Here is a 23,600-nt window from a genome sequence, read left to right as displayed (position 1 = left end):
GTTTTAATTGTATATAAAAGAGATGCTGTTTTAATTTCGTAAATAAGGATGTTGATGTGATTTAAGCATTATTAAAAGAATAGTCATAAAAAACCTGAATCATAAGCGCTTAGCTTCTAATGATTCGGGTTTTTTATGTGTTGTTACAAGAAAATCAACGATGTATTTAAAGTTTTATTACCAATAAAAGTTAATTGATTATTCTTTCCAAGGTGAATGTAAAACGCAATCACAGAAGTTTTTACGTTTAAATCCAGGTAGAAGAAGTGAACATACGTCAGCTTTAATGTTACCGAAAGTAGTTTCTGGTTTATGTGCAAATCCTTCAAGGAAAGCAGGAAGAATTTTTTGTTTGAAATTATCTCGTGGGAAAGCAGTTACAACTTGTTCACGTAATTCCTCAGTGATTTCATCGTATCCATCACCCATAACATCATATCCTACTCCAGAATAGATTAATGAAACTTGTGGTTCTTTATGTTCAGCAATACCAATTGTAGTGTGTAAAGCGATTGCGTCCCAAACAAGTCTAATCGATTCATCATCCATACGATGTTGTTGAAGGAAACTACGTGCAGCATTTGCGCCATCTACTTCAAAGCGTTTATCTGGACTGCTGAATTCTTTAGTAAGTCCAAGGTCATGGAATAACGCACTAACATATAATAATTCTTCATCAAACTTAAGACCAGCTTTTTTTCCTTGAAGTGCACCAAATAAATACACGCGGTTTGAGTGATTCCAAAGTAAATCATTACCGTATTCATGGAGTATTTCTTGTGCTTCTACTGCGATTTTACTATCTGGAATTACGATACCTGCTACTGTTTTTTTCATATAAGTTAGCTCCTTTTTGATTAAATGTTTTTTGAATGTAATGTTTGGCTCATGAGCTTACCTTTATTATATAAATCACCGTTTATTTATCAATGTAATGATTTCTATATAATCAATAGATAGTATCTATGATAAATTTCTCCTTTTATAGTTTTAGATGAATGTTTGAAATTATATATTTATAGGTACATAAAGAGAATTATTTAAAGAAAGTATCGATAACGAAGCTATTATTGTAGTACTAGCCATGTAAAGATATAAATAATGACAATGGTTTATTTAGAGTGTGTTTCACTACTAACAATCTCTGTAATAATTAGCTCTATATCTTTTTTACATATAGAAGAATACGGCATAAATGATAGTTATATCTATGCAATAAGAAGTATTATTCAATAACATGAATTTACGTGCAGTTTTTTACGTTCTATTTTAATGATAGATAATATCTATGATAATTATAGAAACGATAGAATTGATAAAATGGTATGTCAGAGTTAGAATGAAGGTGCTTTACAAGACAACAAAAAACAATAGCAAGTAACTTTGTTAGAAAAAGTTTCCGTAGGAGGCGAAATAATAGTGTTTTGTAAAGTAGCCTTTACTAAGCGTCCTATTGATAAGTAAATCGGAGGGATGTATATGGATGTTTTCCATTCTGGGGAACGTGCTGTACACAATATGCTTGGTGTACAAAAAATCGCGAATACTGCTAGTACAATGATTCAGCCAATAATGACAAAAAAAATTATGACGTTTCTAAATGGACGAAATTCATTCATGATATCTTCTAAGGATGAAAAGGGGAGAGTGTGGAGCTCATTTTTAGCAGGAAAAGAAGGAATTATTCAAGCAGTAGAATGTGATTTAATTAAAATAAATGTTGGTATAAATGAAGGTGATCCATTATTCACAAATATTCTTCACAATAAAGAAGTTGGAATCATCGTAATTGATTTTGCTTCCAGGATAAGAATTCGTATAAATGGTTCGGTTGTAAACAAATTTTCAGATGGAAGTTTTGAAATTAAAACTGAACAAGTATTTGGGAACTGTCCTAAATACATTCAGGCGAGAAATTTCACTTATAACGAAACAGTTGTTGGCGGAACTAAGCAATTTAATAAGCAGTATGCTTTAAATGAAAAACAGCAAAAACTGATTAGTCAAGCTGATACTTTCATTATTGCGAGTTCCAGTTCAGAAGGGAAATTGGATATTTCCCATCGAGGTGGGATGCCAGGGTTTATTCACATTATAAGCGAACAAAAAATAGTCTTTCCTGATTACTCAGGTAATATGCTATTCAATACGCTCGGTAATATCATTGAAAATCCTAATGTTGGGCTATTGTTCTTTGATTTTGCGAATGGTGACACATTACAACTAACTGGGAAAGCAAGTATCATTTGGGATGTTGACGAAAGCAGTCTTTCTAGATTTCCCGGTGCCCAGCGTTTAATTCAATTTCAACTAGTTGAAGCCATTCAAACAATGAATCGTAACACACATCAGTGGGAGTTCGTAACATATTCATCTTTTAATCCAAAATAGACAAGGTGGGAAAATAATATGCAAATTCAAATTACTGTTACAGAAGCTGCTATGAAACAATTCGAAAATTTAGAGGCTAAATATCCAAATCACCTTCGATTCCTTCAATATGAAATGGGAGGATGTGGACTTCCATTAGATGGAGTATTGAGAGTTAAACTCATTAAATCAAGTATTGGCTATGAAGAAATGCAAACAAACTGGAAACCATTATTTATAAACAAAGCATCTTTAGCTTTTGTTGACGACAATATAACGATAGATTTCTTTGAAGGATTTCAAATTAAAAGTTCTAATCAAACTTATAGTCATAATATACCTTTAGAAGTTGAAGAATAAGTATTACGATATAACAAATAAAATGAACTTAGTATAGAGTGAGCGGTTTATTTTCTATAATAGACTTTATAATCTTTTCTTAAAATATGTATACCATAACAGAAATAAGGAACGTAATTTTTTCTAATACATTTAATTAGGAGAAATTACGTTTTTTATGAATGAACGAAATGATAAAGTATATGGGGAATAGAAGGATTTTGAGAAGTCACTTAACTAATTAAGGAGATTATTTTTATATGGAATTAAGACAATTAGAGTATTTTATAACACTTTGTAAGGAACTGCATTTTACACGAGCAGCAGATAAATTAGGTATTACACAACCTACATTAAGTCATCAAATTAAAGCTCTCGAGGATGAAATAGGTATGCCGTTATTCGATCGATTAGGAAAGAAAATCGCTATAACGGATGTGGGATACATTTTAGCAAAAGAATGTAATACGATTTTCAATGCATTACATAATGCAAAAGAACGAATAGGTGAATTGAAAGAGATAAAGGGTGGGAAAATCTCAATTGCTACTTTACCTGGAGAGCTAACAGATTTAGTCTCAACTTTATTATTGGACTTTCATAAAAATTACCCTGAAGTAGCCGTAAAAATAATTAGTTCGGATGAAATCTTGCCGTTAATTAACGAGAACCAAGTTAATTTTGCTGTAACAATCGTTTCTTCTGACTATGTGTTTGAAGATGAGAAAATTGTAAAAATACCATTATATAGGGAAGAGTTGTTTTTAGTAGCAGCAAATAATCATCCATTAGCGAATGAAAAGGAAATCCAGTTCTCTGAATTGAACAAGTTACCATTAATTTTGTTCCCAGAAAGCCATGAATGTAGAAAGTTATTGAATTATACATGTGTTCCGCAACAAATTTCGCTGGACCCAATTATTGAGACATCTAGTATCGATTCGTTGTTTGATTTAGTAAGAAGTGAATTTGGGGTAACAATTGTGTCTAAAACTTTATTAGATCTTAATGAAGAGAGTGATTTGTTAGCTATTCCAATTGTAAATCCAAATATTAGTCGGGAAGTAAGTCTTATTTTACGTAAAGATAAATTTATCGGATTCGGAACGAGAAACTTTATTGAATTGCTTACAAATGAAATTATCAAGTTAGGTTTTCCTATGTCAGAACAAAGTAAAAAACAAATCCGTGCATTAACTAATGAATAGTTCAATTTCCAGTAATTATCGTTGAATGATAGATAGTATCAATCATTATGATAGAAAAAGCTACATTGCTCTATATTGCTACGGATTTATAATTAAATTAAAGCTTAAAACTTTTGAGCTTACAAAGGATTAAGAGAAATTAGTTAAAATGAAAGCAGGTAAAAAAATGTGTGGCTATGTAGGGTGTATGTATAATACTGTAAGAGATTATTCGGAATGTGAAATAAAACGATTTGAAAATATGACGAACCTTTTATACCACCGAGGTCCAGACGCTGAAGGGTACTTTCGTGATGAGCATATACAATTTGGATTTAGAAGATTAAGCATTATTGATTTGGATGGAGGACATCAACCATTAACGTATGAAAATGAACGTTATGTACTTATGTTTAACGGTGAAATTTATAATTATATAGAATTACGTGAAATGTTACAGGAGCAAGGAGCAAGTTTTGCTACTCATTCAGATACGGAAGTTATTGTTGCGTTATATGCGCAAGTAAAAGAAGAGTGTGTAAATTACTTTCGTGGCATGTATACTTTTGTTATTTGGGATCGGCAAGAGAAAAAATTATTTGGTGCACGTGACCATTTCGGTATTAAACCACTTTATATTGCAGAAGAAGGAGATACAACATTCTTTGCATCTGAAAAGAAAAGTATAATGTGTGCAATGCAAGAGAAAGGTGTTAATCCAATTTCTTTGCAACATTATTTTACATACCAATATGCACCTGAACCAAATACGTTAACAACGGATATTCATAAAATTGAACCTGGTCATTATTTCATGAAAGAAATTGGTAAGGAGATGGAGATACACTGCTATTGGAAGCCAAATTTCAATGCTTCAAACGCAACGAAAGAGGAGCATATTCAAGCGATTCGTGATGTATTATACGATTCAGTAAAAATGCATATGCGTAGTGATGTTCCAGTAGGTTCATTCTTATCTGGTGGAATTGATTCATCTATTATTGCTTCTATCGCAAAAGAAATGAATCCGAATCTCCTGACATTCTCAGTTGGTTTTGAGCACCGTGGTTTTAGTGAAGTAGATGTGGCGAAAGAAACTGCTGAGAAGCTAGGTTTGAAAAATTATAGTGTAACTGTAACGCCGAAAGAATTTATGGACGAATTCCCTAAAATTATGTGGCATATGGATGATCCGTTAGCTGATCCAGCAGCAGTACCGTTGTACTTCGTTGCAAAAGAAGCACGTAAACATGTAACTGTCGTACTTTCTGGTGAAGGTTCAGATGAATTATTTGGTGGATACAATATTTATCGTGAACCGAACTCTTTAAAAATATTTTCTTACATTCCAGCTCCAGGGAAAAGGGTGCTAAAATCTTTAAGTGGAGCACTAAAAGAAGGGTTTAAAGGAAAAAGTTTTTTAGAACGTGGATGTACACCGATTGAAGATCGTTATTATGGAAATGCGAAAATTTTCCGTGAAGAAGAGAAAATGAAATTCATGAAGTATTACAATAAAAATATAAAATATACGAACGTTACAAAACCATTGTATAACGAGAGTAAAGACTACGATGATGTAAGTAAAATGCAGTATATAGACATGATTACATGGTTGCGCGGAGATATTTTATTAAAAGCGGACAAAATGTCTACAGCTCACTCGTTAGAATTACGAGTTCCATTTTTAGATAAAGAAGTCTTTCGCGTTGCATCTAACATTCCAACAAAATTAAAAATTACAAATGGAACTACGAAAGTAATATTACGTGAAGCGGTACGTGGAATCGTTCCAGATCATGTATTAGATCGAAAAAAACTAGGCTTTCCAGTTCCAATCCGTCACTGGTTAAAAGATGAAATGTATGAATGGGCTGTTAACATTATTAAAGAAAGTAAAACAGAACATTTAATCGATAAAAATTACGTATTAAACTTATTAGAATCACATTGCGCAGATAAAGGTGACTATAGCCGTAAAATATGGACAGTACTAGCATTTATGGTATGGCATCAAGTTTATGTAGAACATAAATACGATACAAGTGTATTTCAAAGTGAAAGTGAATCTTATAGTTTAGTATAAAAATAAAAAGGATGTCAGTTGCATGACATCTTTTTTATTTTGGGTCAAAGAGGCATGCTATTAATTTTGAAAATTGTTATTCTTGAAATTATTAAATATAATGGAAGAGTATAGGGATTTGTACAGTGGAGTTATGAATAGAGAATACTTTAGTTTGTTAATTATTTTGTGTTTTAATTAAAAAAACCAAGAGATGATTTGGAGTTGAATTCAGTGGAACAAAATCACTTTAAATGGAGTAACAAACAATTACGAGAACATGTCGAAGTAGTAGATGGTAAGAGAAGCCCGCATATTTTATTAAAGAATGCAACGTATTTAAATTCTTACTTACGTAATTGGTCAGTAGCAAATATTTGGATCTATGATGACCGGATTGTTTATGTAGGGGAAAAGCTGCCAGCGCAACTGCATGAATGTGAAGTCATTGATTGTGATGGAAAGTATGTAGTTCCAAGTTACATAGAACCTCATGCACATCCATATCAATTATATAATCCTGAAACTTTAGCGAATTATGCGATGCAGTTTGGGACAACGACTTTTATTAATGATAATTTAACTTTATTTTTCACATTACAACGTGAAGAAGCATTTCGTTTATTAGATGAATTTGAAAAGATTCCAGCAAGTATGTATTGGTGGTGTCGTTTTGATGGACAGACTGAATTGCAAAACGGGGAATCTTTATTTAATCGTGAAGAAATAATAGAGTGGCTAAAGCATAAAGCAGTTCTTCAAGGCGGTGAGCTAACAGCGTGGCCAAAGTTATTACATGGCGATGATGAAATGTTACAGTGGTTGCAGGAAACGAAACGATTACATAAAAAAGTGGAAGGGCATTTTCCAGGTGCATCTGAAACGACTTTAGCGAAGTTAAAACTGTTAGGTACAGATTGTGATCATGAGGCGATGACAGGGCAGGAAGCTTTCGCTCGTCTTATACAAGGTTACACGGTTTCCCTAAGAAATTCTTCAATCCGCCCAGATTTAGAAGTGTTACTGAAAGAATTGTTGGAACTAGGCGTAAAGCAGTTTGATAGATTCATTCTTACTACAGACGGCTCACATCCTTCGTTTTATGAAAATGGAATGACAAACGTAATGATAGCTACCACGATAAAACAAGGAGTTCCAATAATAGATGCTTATCATATGGCAAGTTATAATATTGCTCGTTATTATAATATGGAACATCTACATGGTTCAATTGCGACAGGTAGAATTGCTAATATTAATATTTTGGAAAGTAAAGAAAACCCGGTTCCAATAAGCGTAATTGCAAAGGGGAAATGGGTAAAGCGTGATGGAGTAAATAAAAATGAATCCTTACTTATAGATTGGAGTAAATTCAAAGTAACTCCATTATTATTAGACTGGTCTATAGAAAAAGAGGATATGATTTTTACCAATAAAATAGGAATACAATTATTAAATAACGTTATAACAAAACCATACACGACTGATGTTGATTTAAACTGTGATGAACTTTCTTTAGATCATGATGAGTGTTTTCTAATGATGATTGCTCGTGACGGTACGTGGCGAGTGAATACAGTAGTCAAAGGTTTTGCGAAAGAATTTGGTGGGCTTGCTAGCTCTTATTCTGGTACCGGCGACATCATTCTTATTGGAAAGAACAAAGAAGATATGCTTACAGCTTTTCATAGAGTAAAAGAGCTTGGCGGGGGAATGGTAATAACTGAAAAGAATGAAGTATTACACGAAATCGCATTACCATTGCTCGGGATTATGTCTAAGTTAAAAATGAATGAATTAATACAGGAAGAGAAACAGTTGGTGAAATTATTGCAAGAGCGTGGTTACGCGTATAATGATCCAGCATTTACAATTTTATTCTTTTCTGCGACGCACTTGCCTTTTATACGGGTAACGCCTATAGGACTATATGACGTGAAAAATAGTAAGGTAGTGGCTTCACCGGTGAATTTGATCAAGCAATATTAAAATGAAAATCCCTATAAAAGTCTAATTTATAGGGGTTTTCACATTGTTAGCATAAGAATATTATAAGCCTCAAATAATATAGCATCTAAATTACTTGAGGTGAAACGTAAGTATGAAAAAAATATTGTATATTTTAACTGTATTTATATTATGTGTATCTATTCAACAAGTTGTACATTCTCAAACAGATGCACCAGAGCTATCTTCTGATTGTCTTGAAAAAATGAAAATTCGAGATGAGAAGTATGTGAAAAACATTATGAGGGACATTCAATCTACGTTTGATTTAAATATTGATGAACACAGTTTTTGGGAAGTTAGTCAAAGAGACCTGGATGCTGCACATTTAATGTATGGCGGAAGAGAAAATGATTCTTATTATAATTCGCTAACTAAAATTTATGATAGTGGTGGATTTAGCGAGCAGCCTAGCTTATTCGTGAGGGGACAAGAAGCATTTTTACTTTATAAGGAAAAAGATAATATCAATGTAATGAAACACTTAAACCTAGATGTTGAAAAAGGGGAATGGCTCGTTATAAAAACGAAAAAGAAGAAAGGGAAAAAAGTGAAATTCAAGCCGTTGCAATGTGAAAAAGATTATATGAAAAAGAGAAATGAGTAACATAATCTAAAATGAAATAACGGAAATTTTGAAGGGGGAAAATTTCGTTAAGAATTGTAAATGAGGCGGTAGAAATTACTAGTAATTTCGTCATAAAAAAACGTCATTTTAAAGATTAAAAATGACGTTTTTTTATATTCTCAAAGCTTTTGCATTGCACTCTCAATTTTATTCCCCAAATCAGCTGACACTTTATGAAAATACCCCAAAACGACCTTTCTAATATCATCGGATATAACTTTCAAATCACTAGCTAAGTTTTCAGCAAGATGTTCTTTTTCTGCCGGTTTTAACTTCGCATAAAATTCACTAGGCTGTGTAAAGTCATCCTGTTTCGTAATAGAAGTTCTTTCAAGCTTACCTTCAACGTATCTTCCGTCACCACTCGTTATTTGATTAGCAGGTGTCCAATTTTGCTGTTGGTTAATCGTTAATTTGCGGAATTCAGGTCCAAGTCTTCTTCTTTGAGAATCACTATAAATGTTAGCTCGCCCTTGCAGCATTTTATCATCTGATAATTCAGCGCCGTCTAGTAAATTAGATGGGGAGAAGGCGACTTTTTCTACTTGCTCCATATAATTTTCAGGATTTTTATCTAATATCATTTTGCCTACTGGTATAAGAGGATACGACTTTTCATCCCATACTTTTGTATCATCTAAAGGGTCATAAGAAAGATGTTCTTCATCTTTCGGATCCATGAGTTGGACATATAAACCATATTCCACTGGTTTACCATTTACAATTGCATCATATAAATCTTTCCCGCTATAATCAGGATTTTCGGCAGCCAGTTTATTTGCTTCCTCACTAGTAATATATTGAACACCTTCAAATGGGTACCAATGATACTTTACATACTTTCGATTACCATCTACATTTCTCCAAACATATGTATTTACACTATGTCCTGGGATATGGCGCAGACTTTTGGCCGTACCAGCATCAGAATATAAATGGACAACGAAATGAATGGATTCAGGTGCGCTAGCGACAAAGTTCCAAAATCTATTAGGGTCTATTAAGTTATTTTTAGGTGAAGGCAATAATGCTTGAATCGTTTCAGGGAAACGCATCGGATCACGAACAGAAAAAACAGGGATGTGATTGCATAAAAGGTCAAAAATGCCTTCTTTTGTATAAAATTTTGTGGAAAAACCGCGTACATTTCTAGAAGTATCAGGTGTTCCTTTCGTACTAACAGCTAACGAAAATCGCACCATAACAGGAACTTTCTCATTAGAAGTTTGTAAAAAACTTAGTTTAGTATGTTCAGACATGGGATAGATCGTTTGAAAATAACCGAACGCACCAAATCCTTTTACATGAACAGGTCTTTCTAAAATTTTTTCGTGAATAAATTCTTGTAACGTCTCGTGAAGTACACTATCTTGCTCTAGAACTGGTCCACGTGAACCAACTGTTTGTGAGTGAAGTATAGCTTGTTCATTACGTTCTCCATTTTCATTAAAGCCATTCCCTAGTAAAGGTTGCCCCTGTTTATCATAGTTTTCATCCATCTATATAGCCTCCAAATCTTTTTTGTCCATTGTTACTAAATATGATTTCATAGCCTTGATTATGTATGACACGCAAAGTCCAAAATGGTAACAGACCGCTAGATGAAAAAAATGCACATGTAGTGGACCTGTTGAAATAGAAGAAATTATGGAAAAATGAATATCGGGAAGCAAATTACTATTAAAATATTAATCTGAAAAATGAATTTATACATGACTTTATAGAGAATGAAATAACTAGGAGGAATTTAAAATGTCGGATTGGTTTCAATTAGATAAAGAATATATGATGCCTACTTACTGTCGTACGAAGGTTGCGATAGAAAGAGGAGAAGGGTGCAAGCTTTATGATGTGGATGGTAAAGAGTATGTAGATTTATTTTCTGGTGTCGGAGTGAACGTATTAGGGTATAACCATCCGAAAATCGTGCAAACGACAATGGAACAAGTTACGAAATCATTGCATCTTCCATTTCATTTTTTAAATCCAGTTGCGATTGAGTATGCAAAGAAATTAGTTAATTGCTCTTTAAAAAACGGAAAAGTCTTTTTTACAAACTCTGGTACGGAAGCGACAGAAACGACATTAAAATTAATTGATAAATATAGAGCTAATACGGGTGAGGAACGTGAAGGAATCGCAGTGCTGAAGAATAGTTTCCATGGGCGTACGTTAGGAGCACTTCATTTTACGAGACAAGAAAGTGTATATCAAAATTTCCCTAAAACATCGATTCCGGTATATGAAGTAGAGCGTGAGAATATAGAGCAATTAGAAGAAACAATTGTTAAAGAAAATCCAATTGCGATAATGCTAGAGCCTGTATTAGGAAGCGGGGGGATATACCCTTTATCAAGTGAATATTTACATGGTGTTCAAAACTTATGTGATAAATATAATGTCATTCTTATCGTTGATGAAGTTCAAAGTGGTATGGGGAGAACTGGTAAACTGTTTGCTTATCAAAATTTCAATATTACACCAGATATTATTCAAATTGGTAAGGGAGCAGGAGGCGGGATACCGCTTGGCGGAATTATTGTAGGTGAAAAGTTATGTGATGTATTTTCACCAGGAGATCACGGCACAACGTTTGCTCATTCTTCAATGGGAACGGCTTTAGGGTTAACGGTATTAAACACATTGATTGACGATGGTTTAATGCAAGAAGCGTATGAAACGTCACACTATCTAAATGATAAATTGCAAGAAATTCAGAAAGAAAATTCTTATTATATTCAGGAAGTACGTCATGCTGGTATGATGTTTGGAATTAGTTTGAATGATACGAATGAAAACGTAAAGAAATTACAGGTAAAGCTAATGGAGAAAGGGATGTTAGTTGACGTTACACAAGGGAACATCATCCGTTTACTTCCGCCATATATAATTACAAAAGAAGAAATTGATGCATTTATTTATGAGTTTATCTCCTGTATTCATAGCTTATCCGCTATAGCAAGTGTTTAAAAATCCTTTATGAAAAAATCATCTTATTTTTAATGCAAATAGGAAGAAAATAGTGGTAAAAAAATAAATTTACGTAAAAAAATAAAAAGCTGAAAAAGGTACTCATATAGCGCCTTCTTCAGCTTTTTAAAATAGTAAATTACTTAACTTAGAGAGCATCTCATTGGACAAATAATTAATTATGTGAAACAATAATAACAGATAAGGAGACATTAATTTTCCTTAAGTGCTTCGAATTAATTTTATTCAATAAGAGAAGGTGTGCTTAAAGAAGTTAAATTAAATAAGGAGCTGTTTTATTATATGCAACAAAATAATGATTTAAATTTTGAACCTCAAGACGTTAATATTGTCAATCCTAAACAAGCCAGGAAAGCAGTAGTTGCTACTGGTATAGGGAATGCAATGGAGTGGTTTGACTTCGGATTATACGCGTATTTAGCGGTTATCTTAAGTCAATTATTCTTCTCAGGTGTTGATAATAGTGGATTGCAACTTGTACTTACATTTGCTACTTTTGCAGTGGCCTTTCTCGTTCGACCAATCGGAGGTGTATTCTTTGGTAGAATAGGAGATAAGTACGGCCGAAAAATTGTGTTAAGTACTACTATTATTTTAATGGCACTTTCTACATTATTCATCGCATTACTACCAACCTATGAACAAATTGGTGTATGGGCACCAATACTACTTTTAGTTGCCCGAATGATTCAAGGCTTCTCTACAGGCGGCGAATATTCAGGAGCAATGGTTTATATCGCAGAATCTTCTCCAGATAAAAAGCGTGGTATACTCGGTAGTGGTCTTGAAATTGGAACACTCTCAGGTTACATTGCTGCATCGGTAATTGTTACCATTTTGACGTTATTGTTAACAGATGAACAAATGCTCAGCTGGGGCTGGCGTATTCCTTTCTTAATAGCTGCACCAATTGGTTTGGTCGGTTTATATTTACGCCGTCATTTAGATGAATCTCCCATCTTTGAAGAGATGGAAAAAGCACAAGAGGAATCTGAAGACAACGAACAATTTTCATTTATGGATATATTAAAATATCACAAAAAAGACTTCTTATTAAGCACAGTAATTGTCGCCTTCTTTAACATTACGAATTATATGATTCTTTCGTATATTCCTTCTTATCTAACTCAAGTACTTAAAGTCAAAGAAACAACTGGCTTATTAATTATTTCAATTACGATGGCACTTATGATTCCGCTAGCACTTTATTTCGGTAAATTAAGTGATAAAATTGGTAATAAACGCGTCGTGCAAATTGGTTTACTTGGTTTAACTGTATTTGCAATTCCGGCATTTTTACTAATAGGTAACGGACATATTGCAGCTATATTTGCAGGTATTTTCATTTTAGGATTCTTCCTAAGTGTATATGAAGGAACGCTACCTTCATTATTACCATCACTATTTTTCACCGATGTACGTTATCGAGCACTTTCGATCTCATTTAATATTTCTGTATCGATATTCGGTGGTACAACACCGCTCGTATGTTCATACTTAGTTCATGCAACCGGTAACCCGCTTGCACCGGCATTTTATTTAGCAGGTGTAAGTATTATTGGATTAGTCGTATTTAGTGTATTATTCGTTACAACTTCAGGACGTGCGCTAAAAGGTTCATATCCTACAGTAGAATCGAAAAAAGAAGCACACCTAATTGCTAAAGAAGATCCTGAAGAAACACTTTGGTGGCATGAAGAGTCGTTAGAAATTGAAGCAGGGAAAAACGCTTCTATTTAAAAAGTAACGTAGAAGTATAAAAAGACTCCTATGAAAATAGGAGTCTTTTTTGTTATGTTATTTCTTTCTTTTCTTCAAACTCTTTTGATACACGTAAAGCTTATGAATCTCTTCCTTAAATTTACGCAAAAGTACAGTGTTTTCCTCATTTGAATAACGCACTGTATTATAAGCATTTACAATAATATGACTCTCAATATTTACATCTTCTTCACTATTTATTCTTTCTAACCATGCTTCAACAGTTTCTCCTCGTTTTCTGTTTAAAGGAGGAGTTAATTTAGTCTCCAGCTTAAAAATTTCTTTTCGAATTTCGTTATGTGGTGGTTTGTTTCGTTTAAAATGTTTTAAACTCATTCCTTCTTTGCCAGTGATAATAGTAGATTCGAAGGTAGGCATATTTGGTAAACTTAAATATTTTCGTTTTTTTACTATTTTCCAAACGACATAAATAGCGATAGCTGCACAGGTTATTATGGTAATGCTATTTATGAGAGTTGGATCAAAAGGACGCTGCCCAAATTCTTCCTTAATTTGAGGGTCTTTTAGATTTCCCTTATTCGACCAAAAATCGTCAGTCTCTTTTGATTCAGCTGCCGAAAATAACGGATTAATGGCGTATCCAAATCCTAAAGCAACTACTTGTACGGCATAAGAAAAAAGAAGCCGAATGTATGGGAAAATAGGAATGAGGAAAGCACTAATTATTCCAATCGTAATAAGAGAAGCGAAACGTAATAACTGCTGATTACGATTAGCCCCAGTTAACCAAAATGTAATCATAATGTGTATTACTAACAGTAACAGTTTCCACAAAGGTGGAAAGGGCGCATAAAATATAGCTGAAACACCAAACCAAACAATACCGCTTAATGATTTTTGAACTGGATATCCTGGTCCGACTACATGTACGATAAAGAAGAAAAGTGGTAACATTATTGTGCCAAATAGAGAGAAAGAGAGAAAGAGAGAACAACCGATTATTTGAGTAAGTAACAGTATGATAAAACCTGTTGTTTTTTTCTTCATTAGTTTATGGATAAGAAATACTCCTACATAGCCTGTTACTAAAAATATAGCAATACCGATGAGTTCATCTCTTTCCGTTAATAACGAAAGGAGGAGCAGCAGAATAAAGTCATTAACGTGATAAAGCCAAGTTTTCAAGCTTTTCCACCATCCCTTCGTTATTAATGAGAAACGTAGGCTGAGAGAGAAGAGGGAGTTCATTTCTCTGTAAACCAATGTATATCATTGTAGACGATCGTTCTCTTTTTCTCGTTACATAATGAAGGAATCCTTGTCTCGGAATTAATGTGCTATCGTCTGAAATACGTGCCAATTCCTCTACAGTCTTCGCGTAATGAATTTGTCCTTCGTTTAATGGTAAGTGCAGAGGACCACCTTCTGCTAATACACTAATAAATAATTCAAACGGTATTTGATGTTTCGCTGCGTATTGGCAAATGTAGGTTGTAAATGAAATAAGCTCTTCTATATTATCTTTCCAACCAAACCCACGATCAGCAGCTAAAGAAAGACAAATTGTCCAACTATAATTTTTTACAGGTTCATATTGCTTCGCTTGTAATTCTTGCATTTTAGCAGATGCTTTCCAATGAATAGAACGGAAAGACTCACGTTCATATCGTTTAACACCGATAATAGATGTTTCATCATTGTAAAAAGAAAAATTCGTTCGATAGGATCCGGTTAAAAGTTGCTGAAGTTCTTGCAAACCTGCTACTTCTTTAGGAGAAGGGTACACAATAATTTCAGTCCTCAATTTATCAAAAATGGGCAAATGTACAGTTAAAAGATGAAAAGGATCTTTCAAGACACATTCGAACTGTTCAATTTGAAACACACCACGTTTCGTTGCGGTTAATGTTAAATCCCACTTTTGCGCCGAATGAGCAGGTTGTGAAAACGGGAAAGAGAGTAGTGTTTTTGATATTTGTTCAATTCCTTGATCTTTTTGTGGTAGTAGTGACGGATTCAAATGAAAATAACAAACACCGTTAACGAGCGGTATATTTGCGCCATTTTTTAAATGAATAAAAAACTGCCCAGATTCATTAGGAAAAAGCCGAGTAGTTTGTTTCTCATTTACGACTTCAAATGTTTTCTCTATGTAAGCGACATATTTATAAATGAAAATCGCAAATAAATAATAGAAGAAAAAGAGAAACATAACGATTCGTTGTGGCATAAAAAATGTAAATAGTATAGCGCCTGGGACAGTTAGTTGAATAATATGGAGTTGGAAAAATAAAGGTACAGTTACAACGCGCTGTCCATTCATGTTTGTTCAATCTCCACTGGTACGTCAACCTCTTTTAAAATCCTTTGCATAATATCATTTTTTGTCGTACGTAATGCACCGTCCATTGATAAGACGATACGGTGATTCCAAACAGAAGGAACTAAAAATTGTATATCTTCTGGCGTGCAATATTCTCTGTCGCGTAAAAAGGCTAGTGCTTGAACTGCGCGTACTAAAGCTAATGTGGCACGCGGGCTTACACCATTAGCTATGTAATCATGATTTCTTGTAGCGTGAGCAAGTTTAATAATGTAATGTTCTAACGGTTCTGATACGAAAATTTCTTTTACTCGTTTCTGTGTTTCTAAAATGTCTTCTAAAGAAATAACAGATGTGACACTTTCTAGAGGTACATCGCTACGAAAACGTCGCATCATTTGTAGTTCATCCTCTGGAGATGGATAACCAATTGAAATTGTCATTAAAAAACGATCAAGCTGTGCATCTGGTAGTGGAAAAGTTCCTTGTGATTCAATTGGATTTTGCGTCGCAATGACAAAGAACGGTTTCGGAAGAGGAGTAGATTGCTTTTCAAGCGTTACTTGTCGTTCCTCCATCGCTTCTAACAAACTAGACTGTGTTCTAGGCATAGCACGGTTAATTTCATCCGCAAGCAAAATATTAGTCATAACTGGCCCAAGTCTTAACTCGAATTCACTCGTTTTCGGATTGAAATATTCAATACCTGTTACATCGCTCGGAAGTACATCCGGTGTAAATTGGACGCGAGAAAAATTACCACCAATACTTTTAGAAAGTGTTTTCGCAAGTAACGTTTTCCCCGTACCAGGCACATCCTCAAGCAGTACATGTCCATCAGCAAGCAATGAAACGAGTAATAGATCAATAACATTTTCTTTACCGACAAAAACTGATCCTATGTTTTCTTTCAATTTATGTATCATATGTATCATTCCTTTCAAAATATAAACGGATATTTCTATATTTTAACAAATTATTCAGAAAATTGATATGATTTTTTAATTTAAAGAAATAAATATCCAATTATTAAATTATACTTGCATATTTTGGAATATGGTTATACAATATCGCTATCTGATATATCGTTAGTCGATATATCAGATAGCGATGTATCGGAGGTAGTTATAATGAATGCGAAAGCGCAAAAATATATTCCATTAACTGAAGCGACATATTACATACTGTTATCACTAGTGAAGCCAATGCATGGTTACGGAATTATGCAAATGGTAGAAGAGATGACAAATGGAGAAGTAAAGCTCGGTCCTGGAACTTTATACGGGAATACGACGAAGTTACTAAAAGAAAAGTTAATAGTTGAAGTGGCTTCTACAGATCGAAAGAAGTGTTATGAGTTAACACCCATTGGTAGAGAAGTGTTAGAGCTAGAGTATAACAGGTTGCAGAGATCTGTAAGGAATGGAAATAGTATATTAGGGGAGTGATTGGAAGATGGAGACTAAAAGGGTATTTAAGTTTTTTACGGCATGGAATTTAGAAAAAGAAGAAGCTTTTTTACGAAAGATGCATCAGCAAGGTTGGGCATTACAAAAATACAATTTAATGTATCAGTTTAAGAAAACTGAGCCAAAAGATGTAATATATAAAGCTGATTTTAGATTGGTTTATAGAGATTCGAAAGAACAACAACAAGAGTACTTCGAAATATATGAAATGTCTGGTTGGAAACGCGTAACAAGTTTCACGAGATGGAATTATTTTTGTAAAGAAGTAGAAGAGGTAAATGAATTGCCTGATATTTACTCAGAAAAGGAGACGAGAGTACAAAAACTAAATGAGTTATTAGTATTCCTTGTTATTATTTCAGCAAGTATATTACCATCAATGTACAATCTATTTATAAGCCCGATGGAATCAAGAGTGCCAATATGGGCGAAAGCTATGACGGGTCTTACAGGTTGTATGTGGATATACTTCTTTATAAGACTGACTTGGAAAATTAAGAAATTAAAAAGTGAAATATTATAATAAAAAGTAGAGTCAAAAAGAAGTTGATGTTGTAGGGAAATCCGAGATCAACTTCTTTTGTTTCTATATAATTGTGTTTTTGTTCATTCTTTTTTATATAATAAAAATCTATATAAAGGCACAGAATTAACAGTTACGAAGACACACCACATAACCCAAAAATAATAAATGAAGAAAAAATGATTCATATCGAAGATCAAAAAAAATAAAAGATGACTAAAGAGGTGTGGGTGTAACTTATAATAAGGAAGAAAAATATTTTTTGATTAACATATTAAATCGAAAAACCCCCTACAAAAAATCGATAGGGGGTAATAATAATATTTAAGAAAACGACTGATTTTGCGCAGGTTTAATAAATTGCTCTGGGTTTTCAACAAGCCCACATACAGCACATTGGACGCGATAAGTTGGTCCTTGATAAGCCATATGAAAAGCATTCATCGTTTCATTTGTGTATTCTTCTTCTACTTGACCAGTTTGTGGATTTAATTTGACTGGTTTTACTTGTTGCTCAAGAATATTAAAGCGAGTGCGGTTCGTTTTACAACTTGGACATAGCATTGGTTCCATATGTATACACCTCCATTTGTAGCATTTCTTAAACCCCTTAATTTTATGCAAGCGAAAAAACTTTCTCAATATAAATAGGTGTTTAATGTATTTAAAATTCAGAAAAAATAAAATATAATAAAAGTACGAACTGGTTATGTCCAAACCAAATCTCCTGTTTTATGCCAATAAGCTGGGGGCCGAGAAATCGGCCTCATTTTTTTGTGCTTGTTATTATAAGAAACAAGGTTTTTATGAGACATTTGTCGAAATTTTAGGGATGGATATAAAGGGGGATGTAAAATGAATTTAAAAATGAAGTACATCATTTTATATGTAGAAAAGTTTGAAGAATGTTTAACGTTTTATAAAGATATTTTACAGTTACCTATAAAAGCAGAGCATGGTACATATATTGAATTTAATACTGGTTCTACAATTTTAGCGATGAACACAAGGCAAGATGTGAAAGAATTAACAGGACTACCACTTACAGAAGGTGAGTTACAATCTTCTCATTTTGAATTGGGATTCGTTGTTGATCATGTACAAGAAACAATCGAACAATTTAGAGAGCAAGGTATTAAAATCTTAGTTGAACCAATTGTGAAACCGTGGGGACAAACAATTGCATACATTGCCGATCCAGATGGGAATTATATTGAAATTTGCAGTTCATTAGAATAGAAGGAGAAAAAGTGATGGGGTTTCCGAAACTAGAAACAGAACGTTTACAATTAAGAGAATTAACACTGTTAGATGCAGAAACGATGTTCCGTTATTTTTCAAAAGAATCTGTTATACGTTATTTCGGGATGGATTCTTTCGAAAATATTGAGCAAGCGAAAACAACAATTCAAACGTTTAAAACTCGTTATGAAGAGGGAAGTGTATTTCGCTGGGGAATTGAGAAAAAGGGCACGGGCCAATTAATCGGAACGTGCGGATTTCATTTAATAAACAAGCATCATAAGCGAGCTGAAATTGGTTATGAATTAGACGATACATATTGGGGACAAGGGTATGCAACGGAAGCGTTACAGGCGATTTTAGGTTACGGGTTTGAAACGTTACAACTGATAAGAATTGCAGCTGTTGTATATGTAGAAAATAAAGCTTCTCAAAAATTATTAAGTAAAGCAGGGTTTCAAGAAGAAGGATTACTTCGAAAACATATGATTCAAAATGGAGTTGCTCATGATACAATTTTATACTCGTTATTAAAAGAAGAGTGGAAGAAGTAATGTGTACAAATGAGCTTATAAATGTTATGAAGAAGCATAAAGAAAATAGATTCATTTTAGGTATAGATGGTTTAAGTCGATCAGGAAAGACAACATTTGTAACAAACTTAAAGGAAAATATGAAACAAGAAAGCATTCCGTTTCATATTTTTCATATTGATGATCATATAGTAGAGCGTAATAAACGATATCATACTGGCTATGAAGAATGGTATGAGTATTATTATTTGCAATGGGATATTGAGTCGCTTCGGCAGAAGTTTTTTCAGAAGTTACAAAATGAAACAAAACTGAAATTACCGTTCTATAATAATGAGATAGACTCATGCGAAATGAAAAACATACAGATCCCCATAGTAGGTGTAATTGTAATTGAAGGTGTTTTTTTACAACGAAAAGAATGGAGAGATTTCTTTCATTATATGGTGTACTTGGATTGTACAAGAGAGACAAGATTCCTGCGCGAGAGTAAGGAAACGCAGAAAAACCTTTTAAAGTTTGAGAATAGGTATTGGAAAGCAGAGGATTATTACTTAGAAACGGAATTGCCGAAGGATTGCGCGGATTTAGTCATACAATGATTGGAAAATAGAAGGTGAACTGAATGAATATTTTATGGGATTTTGATGGGACGTTATTTGATACGTATCCAGTTTATACAAAGATTCTTTCTCAAGTTTTAGGAGAGGAGATAAGTGAAGAAGAAATCTATACAAATTTAAAAGTTTCATTTTCTCACGCAATTGATTATTACAAAATTTCTAAAAACCAATAAAGTGAAATTGATGTATTAGAGAGTCGAATTATTATAGAAGATATAAAACCATTTGAAAAAGTGGAAGAGGTTTTAAAGTTTGCCGATAAAAATGTAATTATGACTCATAAAGATAGAGCAGGGGTATTATCTATTTTAAAGCATTACGGCTGGGACAAATACTTCGTAGACATGGTAACAATTGACGATGGCTTTCCCCGAAAACCGAACGCTTTATCTTATGATTATTTGCATAAAAAGCACAGTATTGATTTAGCTATTGGTGATAGAGAATTAGATTTATTACCTGCAAAAGAATTAGGTATTTCAGCATGTATGTTCCAAGGGAATTGTGATGTAGCGGATTATTCTTTATCGCATTACTCGGAATTTTTTGAGGTAGTAATTGATAGAGAGGTTATTTTATAAATGAATTAAATAAAACCTCTACTTTTTGCTTGAAAGTAGAGGTTATTTTCTATTCTTTATAAAAACGATAGAAAATTAGTACTTTCAAATATTTAGGAGGGGATTAGTATAACAATTCGAATTACATAGTTATAGATAAATCTACAGATAAAAAGATTTCTATAAAGCGAGTGATCACATGAGTATTTTCATTTTAGAAGATGATGTCATACAAGCACAGCAAATGAAGCGGCTAGTTGAAGAGATTTGTGAGGAGTATATGTTGCCTTTTGATTTTATAGAGGTGACTAGTAAAAGTGAAACCATCATTAATAACATTCCTAAGGCGAAGTATATCCCAATCTATTTTTTAGATATAGAGATAAAAAGAGAAGAGCGTAAAGGGTTACAAGTGGCACAAGAGATACGAAAGTATGATACGCAAGGAATTATTGTGTTTGTAACGACGCATTCTGAATTTGCACCTATTTCGTATCAATACATGGTATCAGCTTTAACTTTTATTGATAAAGGGTTGCCATACGAGGAGAGGCATAACGTTTTTGAACAATGTTTACTACAGTATGAAGCGCGTAATAAGCAAATTATTCCGTCCGATGACTTTATCGTTGAAAATAGTAATGCGACTGTACGGGTTCCGTTTCATGAAGTTGAATATGTTATGACTGATGAACCGCACCGTTTAGCATTAGTGATGCTAGATCGTATCGTTTACTTTTATGGAGCATTAAAGGAGATGGAAATAATAGATGAACGTTTATTTCGTTGTCATCAGTCATATATTGTGAATACGAAGCGAATGTCTTATTACGATACGAAGCAAAAAATGATAGTTTTAAAAAGTGGGAAACACATTCCAGTATCACGGCGCTTAGTGAGTAAAGTACGTAACATATTAAAGGGTGAGATGTAATGTATATTTATGATTTATTTGCAATACTGCTTACTAGTATAAGCCATACGTTTTTATACATTCAATTAATCCGGTACAATAGATTGTCATATAGAATGTTAATAGCTTTAAGTGCAGTATTCATTATTTTACTGGCTATTGTCGTAACAGTAACGAGATACCCAGAATTGAATAGTACGATTGTGTTATTTTTAATAAGTTTAGGATTAATGCAAAATGAATTGAAATTTAAGCATAATGTATATTTTGCACTAGTGAGTATAGTAATTATAACGTTAGTGAAAATGTTGCTTTTCGATTTAGGAATGAAAATCTTTATGTTAACAACATTTAATTTATATTTATGGACAGGTAGTATTATTCATCTTATCGTATCGACACTTACTTTTATCGGTATTTTAGTAGCTCGGAAAAGAATTCAAAAAATTGCTCAATATATAGTGGGTAGTCCGCTATACTATGTAACTTATATATTATTAATTGCCGGATTTATTATTGAACTAATTTTAACTCAGCCATCTACTGCGTTTTTAGCACAATTAAATCAACAATACAGTGAATTAAGTTATATTTCAGCGATTATTGTATTTTTATTATTAGTCATCATAGTACTTATAAGTTCACATTTATCGAAAGCAAAGTTACAAGAAGAGCATGAAAAACGTTTGGATAAAGAGTTATTAGATTATGTGGAGAAATTAGAGGATATGCATGATGAGCTTGCTAGTTTCCGTCACGATTATATGAATGTATTACTATCGTTAGAAGAGGGAATACGTACAAAAAATGTGAAAGAAATTGAGCAAGTGTACTATGATGTTATTGCTCCCACATTAAAAACAATAAATGATCATGAACTTGATATCGCGAAATTATCCCGCGTACAAATTCCTGAAGTAAGAAGCGTATTAAGAGCAAAAGTTAGCACTGCTCAGCAGCAACAAATAAAAGTAATGCTTGATATACCGGAGAACATCGAAAGTGTTTCGATGACGATTATTTCATTTATTCGTATCATTTCAGTTTTAGTAGACAATGCAGTTGAAGAAGCAGTACATAGTGAGAAAAAGATATTGCAAATCGCATTCTTTGAAATGGATTTACGACAATATTTTATCGTGCGTAATAGTTCAAAGGGTGAAGAGATTGATTTGCAAAAAATTTATGAGAAAAACCATTCAAGTAAAGAAGGAGCTAGAGGGTACGGGTTATTTTCGTTAAAACGGATCATAAATAAAACAAATAATGCGACGCTAGAAACAACTTATGTAAGTCCTTATTTCACGCAAACATTCATATTAAAAGAGATGAAATGACCATCTATGATGAAAATGAAACCGAATAGGAAAGAACTACATACTTCCTTCACTTGTTTATATACACTTTAAGTAAGAGGTGAAGCGAGATGAATGGTCTTATTTTTACAACAATGATTAGCTTTGGTTTACCGCTTGTAGCACTTTTATATGCTGTTTGGAAGAAACGCTATATTCCATATATGTTAGGTGTATTGGCTTTTGTTGTATCACAAATATTGATTCGCATACCAATACTGAATTATGTAAATGGAACTAGCACAGATTTTCAAATGTTTTCTGTTATGCAGCCTATACTATTTGCAGTTTTGCTTAGTATATCAGCTGGAATTTTTGAAGAGATAGCTCGTTTTATCGCAATGCGTTATTTTATGAAGCAACGAGATTGGCAGTCTGGTTTTTTATTTGGAGCAGGGCATGGTGGTATTGAGGCAGTGTTGATAGTTGGTATCCCGGTAATATCTCTATTATTTTCACAAACAGTTATTCAAAATGGTGACAGTTACTATTTCGGCGGTATTGAGCGCATTTTTGCGATGGTATTGCATATTGGGCTTTCCCTCATTGTATTGCAAGCTGTCATCCAAAAGAAATTCCGTTATGTTGTCTATGCAATTCTCATCCATGGGACTGCAAATGCATTAGCTGGCATTATATCGCTATATGTACCAGGGAAAAGCGGGATCATTATGTCAGAAGTTTCAATAGCAATTTGTGCTTTATTCGTTTTTAGTTATAGTTTCATTTTAAAAAGAAAGGGTGTATGAA

22 protein-coding genes and 1 pseudogene are annotated in these 23,600 nt (G+C 33.3%); 17 read left to right on the top strand and 6 right to left on the bottom strand.

Going from position 1 to position 23,600, the window contains the following annotated elements; translation table 11 throughout:
- Positions 1–198: 198 nt before the first annotated feature.
- On the bottom strand, positions 199–837 hold the full coding sequence (locus MKO96_RS21055) for an HD domain-containing protein (protein WP_240588545.1): 639 nt from the start codon (positions 835–837) through the stop codon (positions 199–201).
- A 642-nt stretch (positions 838–1,479) separates the two neighbouring features.
- On the opposite strand from MKO96_RS21055, the gene MKO96_RS21050 reads away from it, so the two are divergent.
- The 6 genes from MKO96_RS21050 (at position 1,480) to MKO96_RS21025 (ending at position 8,575) form a co-directional block, all read left to right on the top strand.
- Complete coding sequence (locus tag MKO96_RS21050) at positions 1,480–2,391, top strand: pyridoxamine 5'-phosphate oxidase family protein (RefSeq protein WP_240588544.1); 912 nt, start codon at positions 1,480–1,482, stop codon at positions 2,389–2,391.
- Positions 2,392–2,409: 18 nt separating this feature from the next.
- Positions 2,410–2,730 carry an iron-sulfur cluster biosynthesis family protein gene (locus MKO96_RS21045; RefSeq protein ID WP_240588543.1) on the top strand — a complete coding sequence of 107 codons (321 nt, stop codon included), beginning with the start codon at positions 2,410–2,412 and terminating at the stop codon, positions 2,728–2,730.
- A 239-nt stretch (positions 2,731–2,969) separates the two neighbouring features.
- Positions 2,970–3,917 (top strand): LysR family transcriptional regulator, encoded by a 948-nt coding sequence (locus MKO96_RS21040; protein ID WP_240588542.1) that lies wholly within the window; start codon positions 2,970–2,972, stop codon positions 3,915–3,917.
- A gap of 166 nt (positions 3,918–4,083) precedes the next feature.
- Positions 4,084–5,982: an asparagine synthase (glutamine-hydrolyzing) gene (gene asnB, locus MKO96_RS21035; protein WP_240588660.1), complete on the top strand. Its 1,899-nt coding sequence runs from the start codon at positions 4,084–4,086 to the stop codon at positions 5,980–5,982.
- A 213-nt stretch (positions 5,983–6,195) separates the two neighbouring features.
- On the top strand, positions 6,196–7,950 hold the full coding sequence (locus tag MKO96_RS21030; protein ID WP_240588541.1) for an adenine deaminase C-terminal domain-containing protein: 1,755 nt from the start codon (positions 6,196–6,198) through the stop codon (positions 7,948–7,950).
- 112 nt (positions 7,951–8,062) lie between these two features.
- On the top strand, positions 8,063–8,575 hold the full coding sequence (locus MKO96_RS21025) for a hypothetical protein (protein WP_240588540.1): 513 nt from the start codon (positions 8,063–8,065) through the stop codon (positions 8,573–8,575).
- A 140-nt stretch (positions 8,576–8,715) separates the two neighbouring features.
- Here MKO96_RS21025 and MKO96_RS21020 read toward each other — a convergent pair whose 3' ends face one another.
- On the bottom strand, positions 8,716–10,095 hold the full coding sequence (locus MKO96_RS21020; protein ID WP_240588539.1) for a catalase: 1,380 nt from the start codon (positions 10,093–10,095) through the stop codon (positions 8,716–8,718).
- A gap of 253 nt (positions 10,096–10,348) precedes the next feature.
- On the opposite strand from MKO96_RS21020, the gene MKO96_RS21015 reads away from it, so the two are divergent.
- Both MKO96_RS21015 and MKO96_RS21010 read left to right on the top strand, forming a co-directional pair.
- Positions 10,349–11,566 carry an aspartate aminotransferase family protein gene (locus MKO96_RS21015; RefSeq protein WP_240588538.1) on the top strand — a complete coding sequence of 406 codons (1,218 nt, stop codon included), beginning with the start codon at positions 10,349–10,351 and terminating at the stop codon, positions 11,564–11,566.
- 303 nt (positions 11,567–11,869) lie between these two features.
- Positions 11,870–13,327, top strand: a complete 1,458-nt coding sequence (locus MKO96_RS21010) for an MFS transporter (RefSeq protein WP_240588537.1) — start codon at positions 11,870–11,872, stop codon at positions 13,325–13,327.
- A 57-nt stretch (positions 13,328–13,384) separates the two neighbouring features.
- Here the strand turns inward: MKO96_RS21010 and MKO96_RS21005 are convergent, their stop codons facing one another.
- Genes MKO96_RS21005 through MKO96_RS20995 form a run of 3 tightly spaced genes read right to left on the bottom strand, consistent with a single transcriptional unit; the run spans position 13,385 to position 16,558 of the window.
- A complete protein-coding gene (locus MKO96_RS21005) occupies positions 13,385–14,494 on the bottom strand; it encodes a DUF4018 domain-containing protein (protein WP_240588536.1) in 1,110 nt (369 codons plus the stop codon).
- The gene (locus MKO96_RS21000; protein ID WP_240588535.1) at positions 14,469–15,632 is read right to left on the bottom strand and encodes a DUF58 domain-containing protein; all 1,164 of its coding nucleotides are present in this window, start codon (positions 15,630–15,632) and stop codon (positions 14,469–14,471) included. The genes MKO96_RS21005 and MKO96_RS21000 overlap by 26 nt, the downstream gene beginning before the upstream one ends.
- Positions 15,629–16,558, bottom strand: coding sequence for an AAA family ATPase (locus tag MKO96_RS20995; protein ID WP_240588534.1), 930 nt, complete (start codon positions 16,556–16,558; stop codon positions 15,629–15,631). The genes MKO96_RS21000 and MKO96_RS20995 overlap by 4 nt, the downstream gene beginning before the upstream one ends.
- A 204-nt stretch (positions 16,559–16,762) precedes the next feature.
- Between MKO96_RS20995 and MKO96_RS20990 the strand changes: the two genes are divergently transcribed.
- Together MKO96_RS20990 and MKO96_RS20985 are read left to right on the top strand one after the other, a co-directional pair.
- Positions 16,763–17,080 carry a PadR family transcriptional regulator gene (locus tag MKO96_RS20990; protein WP_240588533.1) on the top strand — a complete coding sequence of 106 codons (318 nt, stop codon included), beginning with the start codon at positions 16,763–16,765 and terminating at the stop codon, positions 17,078–17,080.
- Positions 17,081–17,087: 7 nt separating this feature from the next.
- Entirely contained in the window at positions 17,088–17,624 is a 537-nt protein-coding gene (locus MKO96_RS20985) for a DUF2812 domain-containing protein (RefSeq protein ID WP_087981027.1), read from the top strand.
- Positions 17,625–17,948: 324 nt separating this feature from the next.
- Here the strand turns inward: MKO96_RS20985 and MKO96_RS20980 are convergent, their stop codons facing one another.
- The gene (locus MKO96_RS20980) at positions 17,949–18,197 is read right to left on the bottom strand and encodes a hypothetical protein (RefSeq protein ID WP_000433610.1); all 249 of its coding nucleotides are present in this window, start codon (positions 18,195–18,197) and stop codon (positions 17,949–17,951) included.
- A gap of 282 nt (positions 18,198–18,479) precedes the next feature.
- Between MKO96_RS20980 and MKO96_RS20975 the strand changes: the two genes are divergently transcribed.
- From MKO96_RS20975 to MKO96_RS20945, 7 genes and pseudogenes are all read left to right on the top strand, one after another.
- Positions 18,480–18,863: a VOC family protein gene (locus MKO96_RS20975; protein WP_240588532.1), complete on the top strand. Its 384-nt coding sequence runs from the start codon at positions 18,480–18,482 to the stop codon at positions 18,861–18,863.
- Between the two features lie 14 nt (positions 18,864–18,877).
- Entirely contained in the window at positions 18,878–19,420 is a 543-nt protein-coding gene (locus MKO96_RS20970) for a GNAT family N-acetyltransferase (RefSeq protein WP_240588531.1), read from the top strand.
- Positions 19,420–20,001 carry a kinase gene (locus MKO96_RS20965; protein WP_240588530.1) on the top strand — a complete coding sequence of 194 codons (582 nt, stop codon included), beginning with the start codon at positions 19,420–19,422 and terminating at the stop codon, positions 19,999–20,001. The genes MKO96_RS20970 and MKO96_RS20965 overlap by 1 nt, the downstream gene beginning before the upstream one ends.
- 23 nt (positions 20,002–20,024) lie before the next feature.
- Positions 20,025–20,603 (top strand): annotated as a pseudogene (locus MKO96_RS20960) (HAD-IA family hydrolase).
- A gap of 178 nt (positions 20,604–20,781) precedes the next feature.
- Positions 20,782–21,516: a response regulator transcription factor gene (locus MKO96_RS20955; protein ID WP_240588529.1), complete on the top strand. Its 735-nt coding sequence runs from the start codon at positions 20,782–20,784 to the stop codon at positions 21,514–21,516.
- Complete coding sequence (locus MKO96_RS20950; RefSeq protein ID WP_240588528.1) at positions 21,516–22,832, top strand: GHKL domain-containing protein; 1,317 nt, start codon at positions 21,516–21,518, stop codon at positions 22,830–22,832. Before MKO96_RS20955 ends, MKO96_RS20950 begins: the two co-directional genes overlap by 1 nt.
- An 89-nt stretch (positions 22,833–22,921) precedes the next feature.
- Positions 22,922–23,599, top strand: coding sequence for a YhfC family intramembrane metalloprotease (locus MKO96_RS20945; RefSeq protein ID WP_240588527.1), 678 nt, complete (start codon positions 22,922–22,924; stop codon positions 23,597–23,599).
- Position 23,600: the final 1 nt, after the last annotated feature.

The organism is Bacillus sp. ES1-5 (assembly GCF_022487605.1).
Classification (GTDB): domain Bacteria; phylum Bacillota; class Bacilli; order Bacillales; family Bacillaceae_G; genus Bacillus_A; species Bacillus_A wiedmannii.
This window is presented reverse-complemented; position numbering and strand designations above follow the sequence as displayed.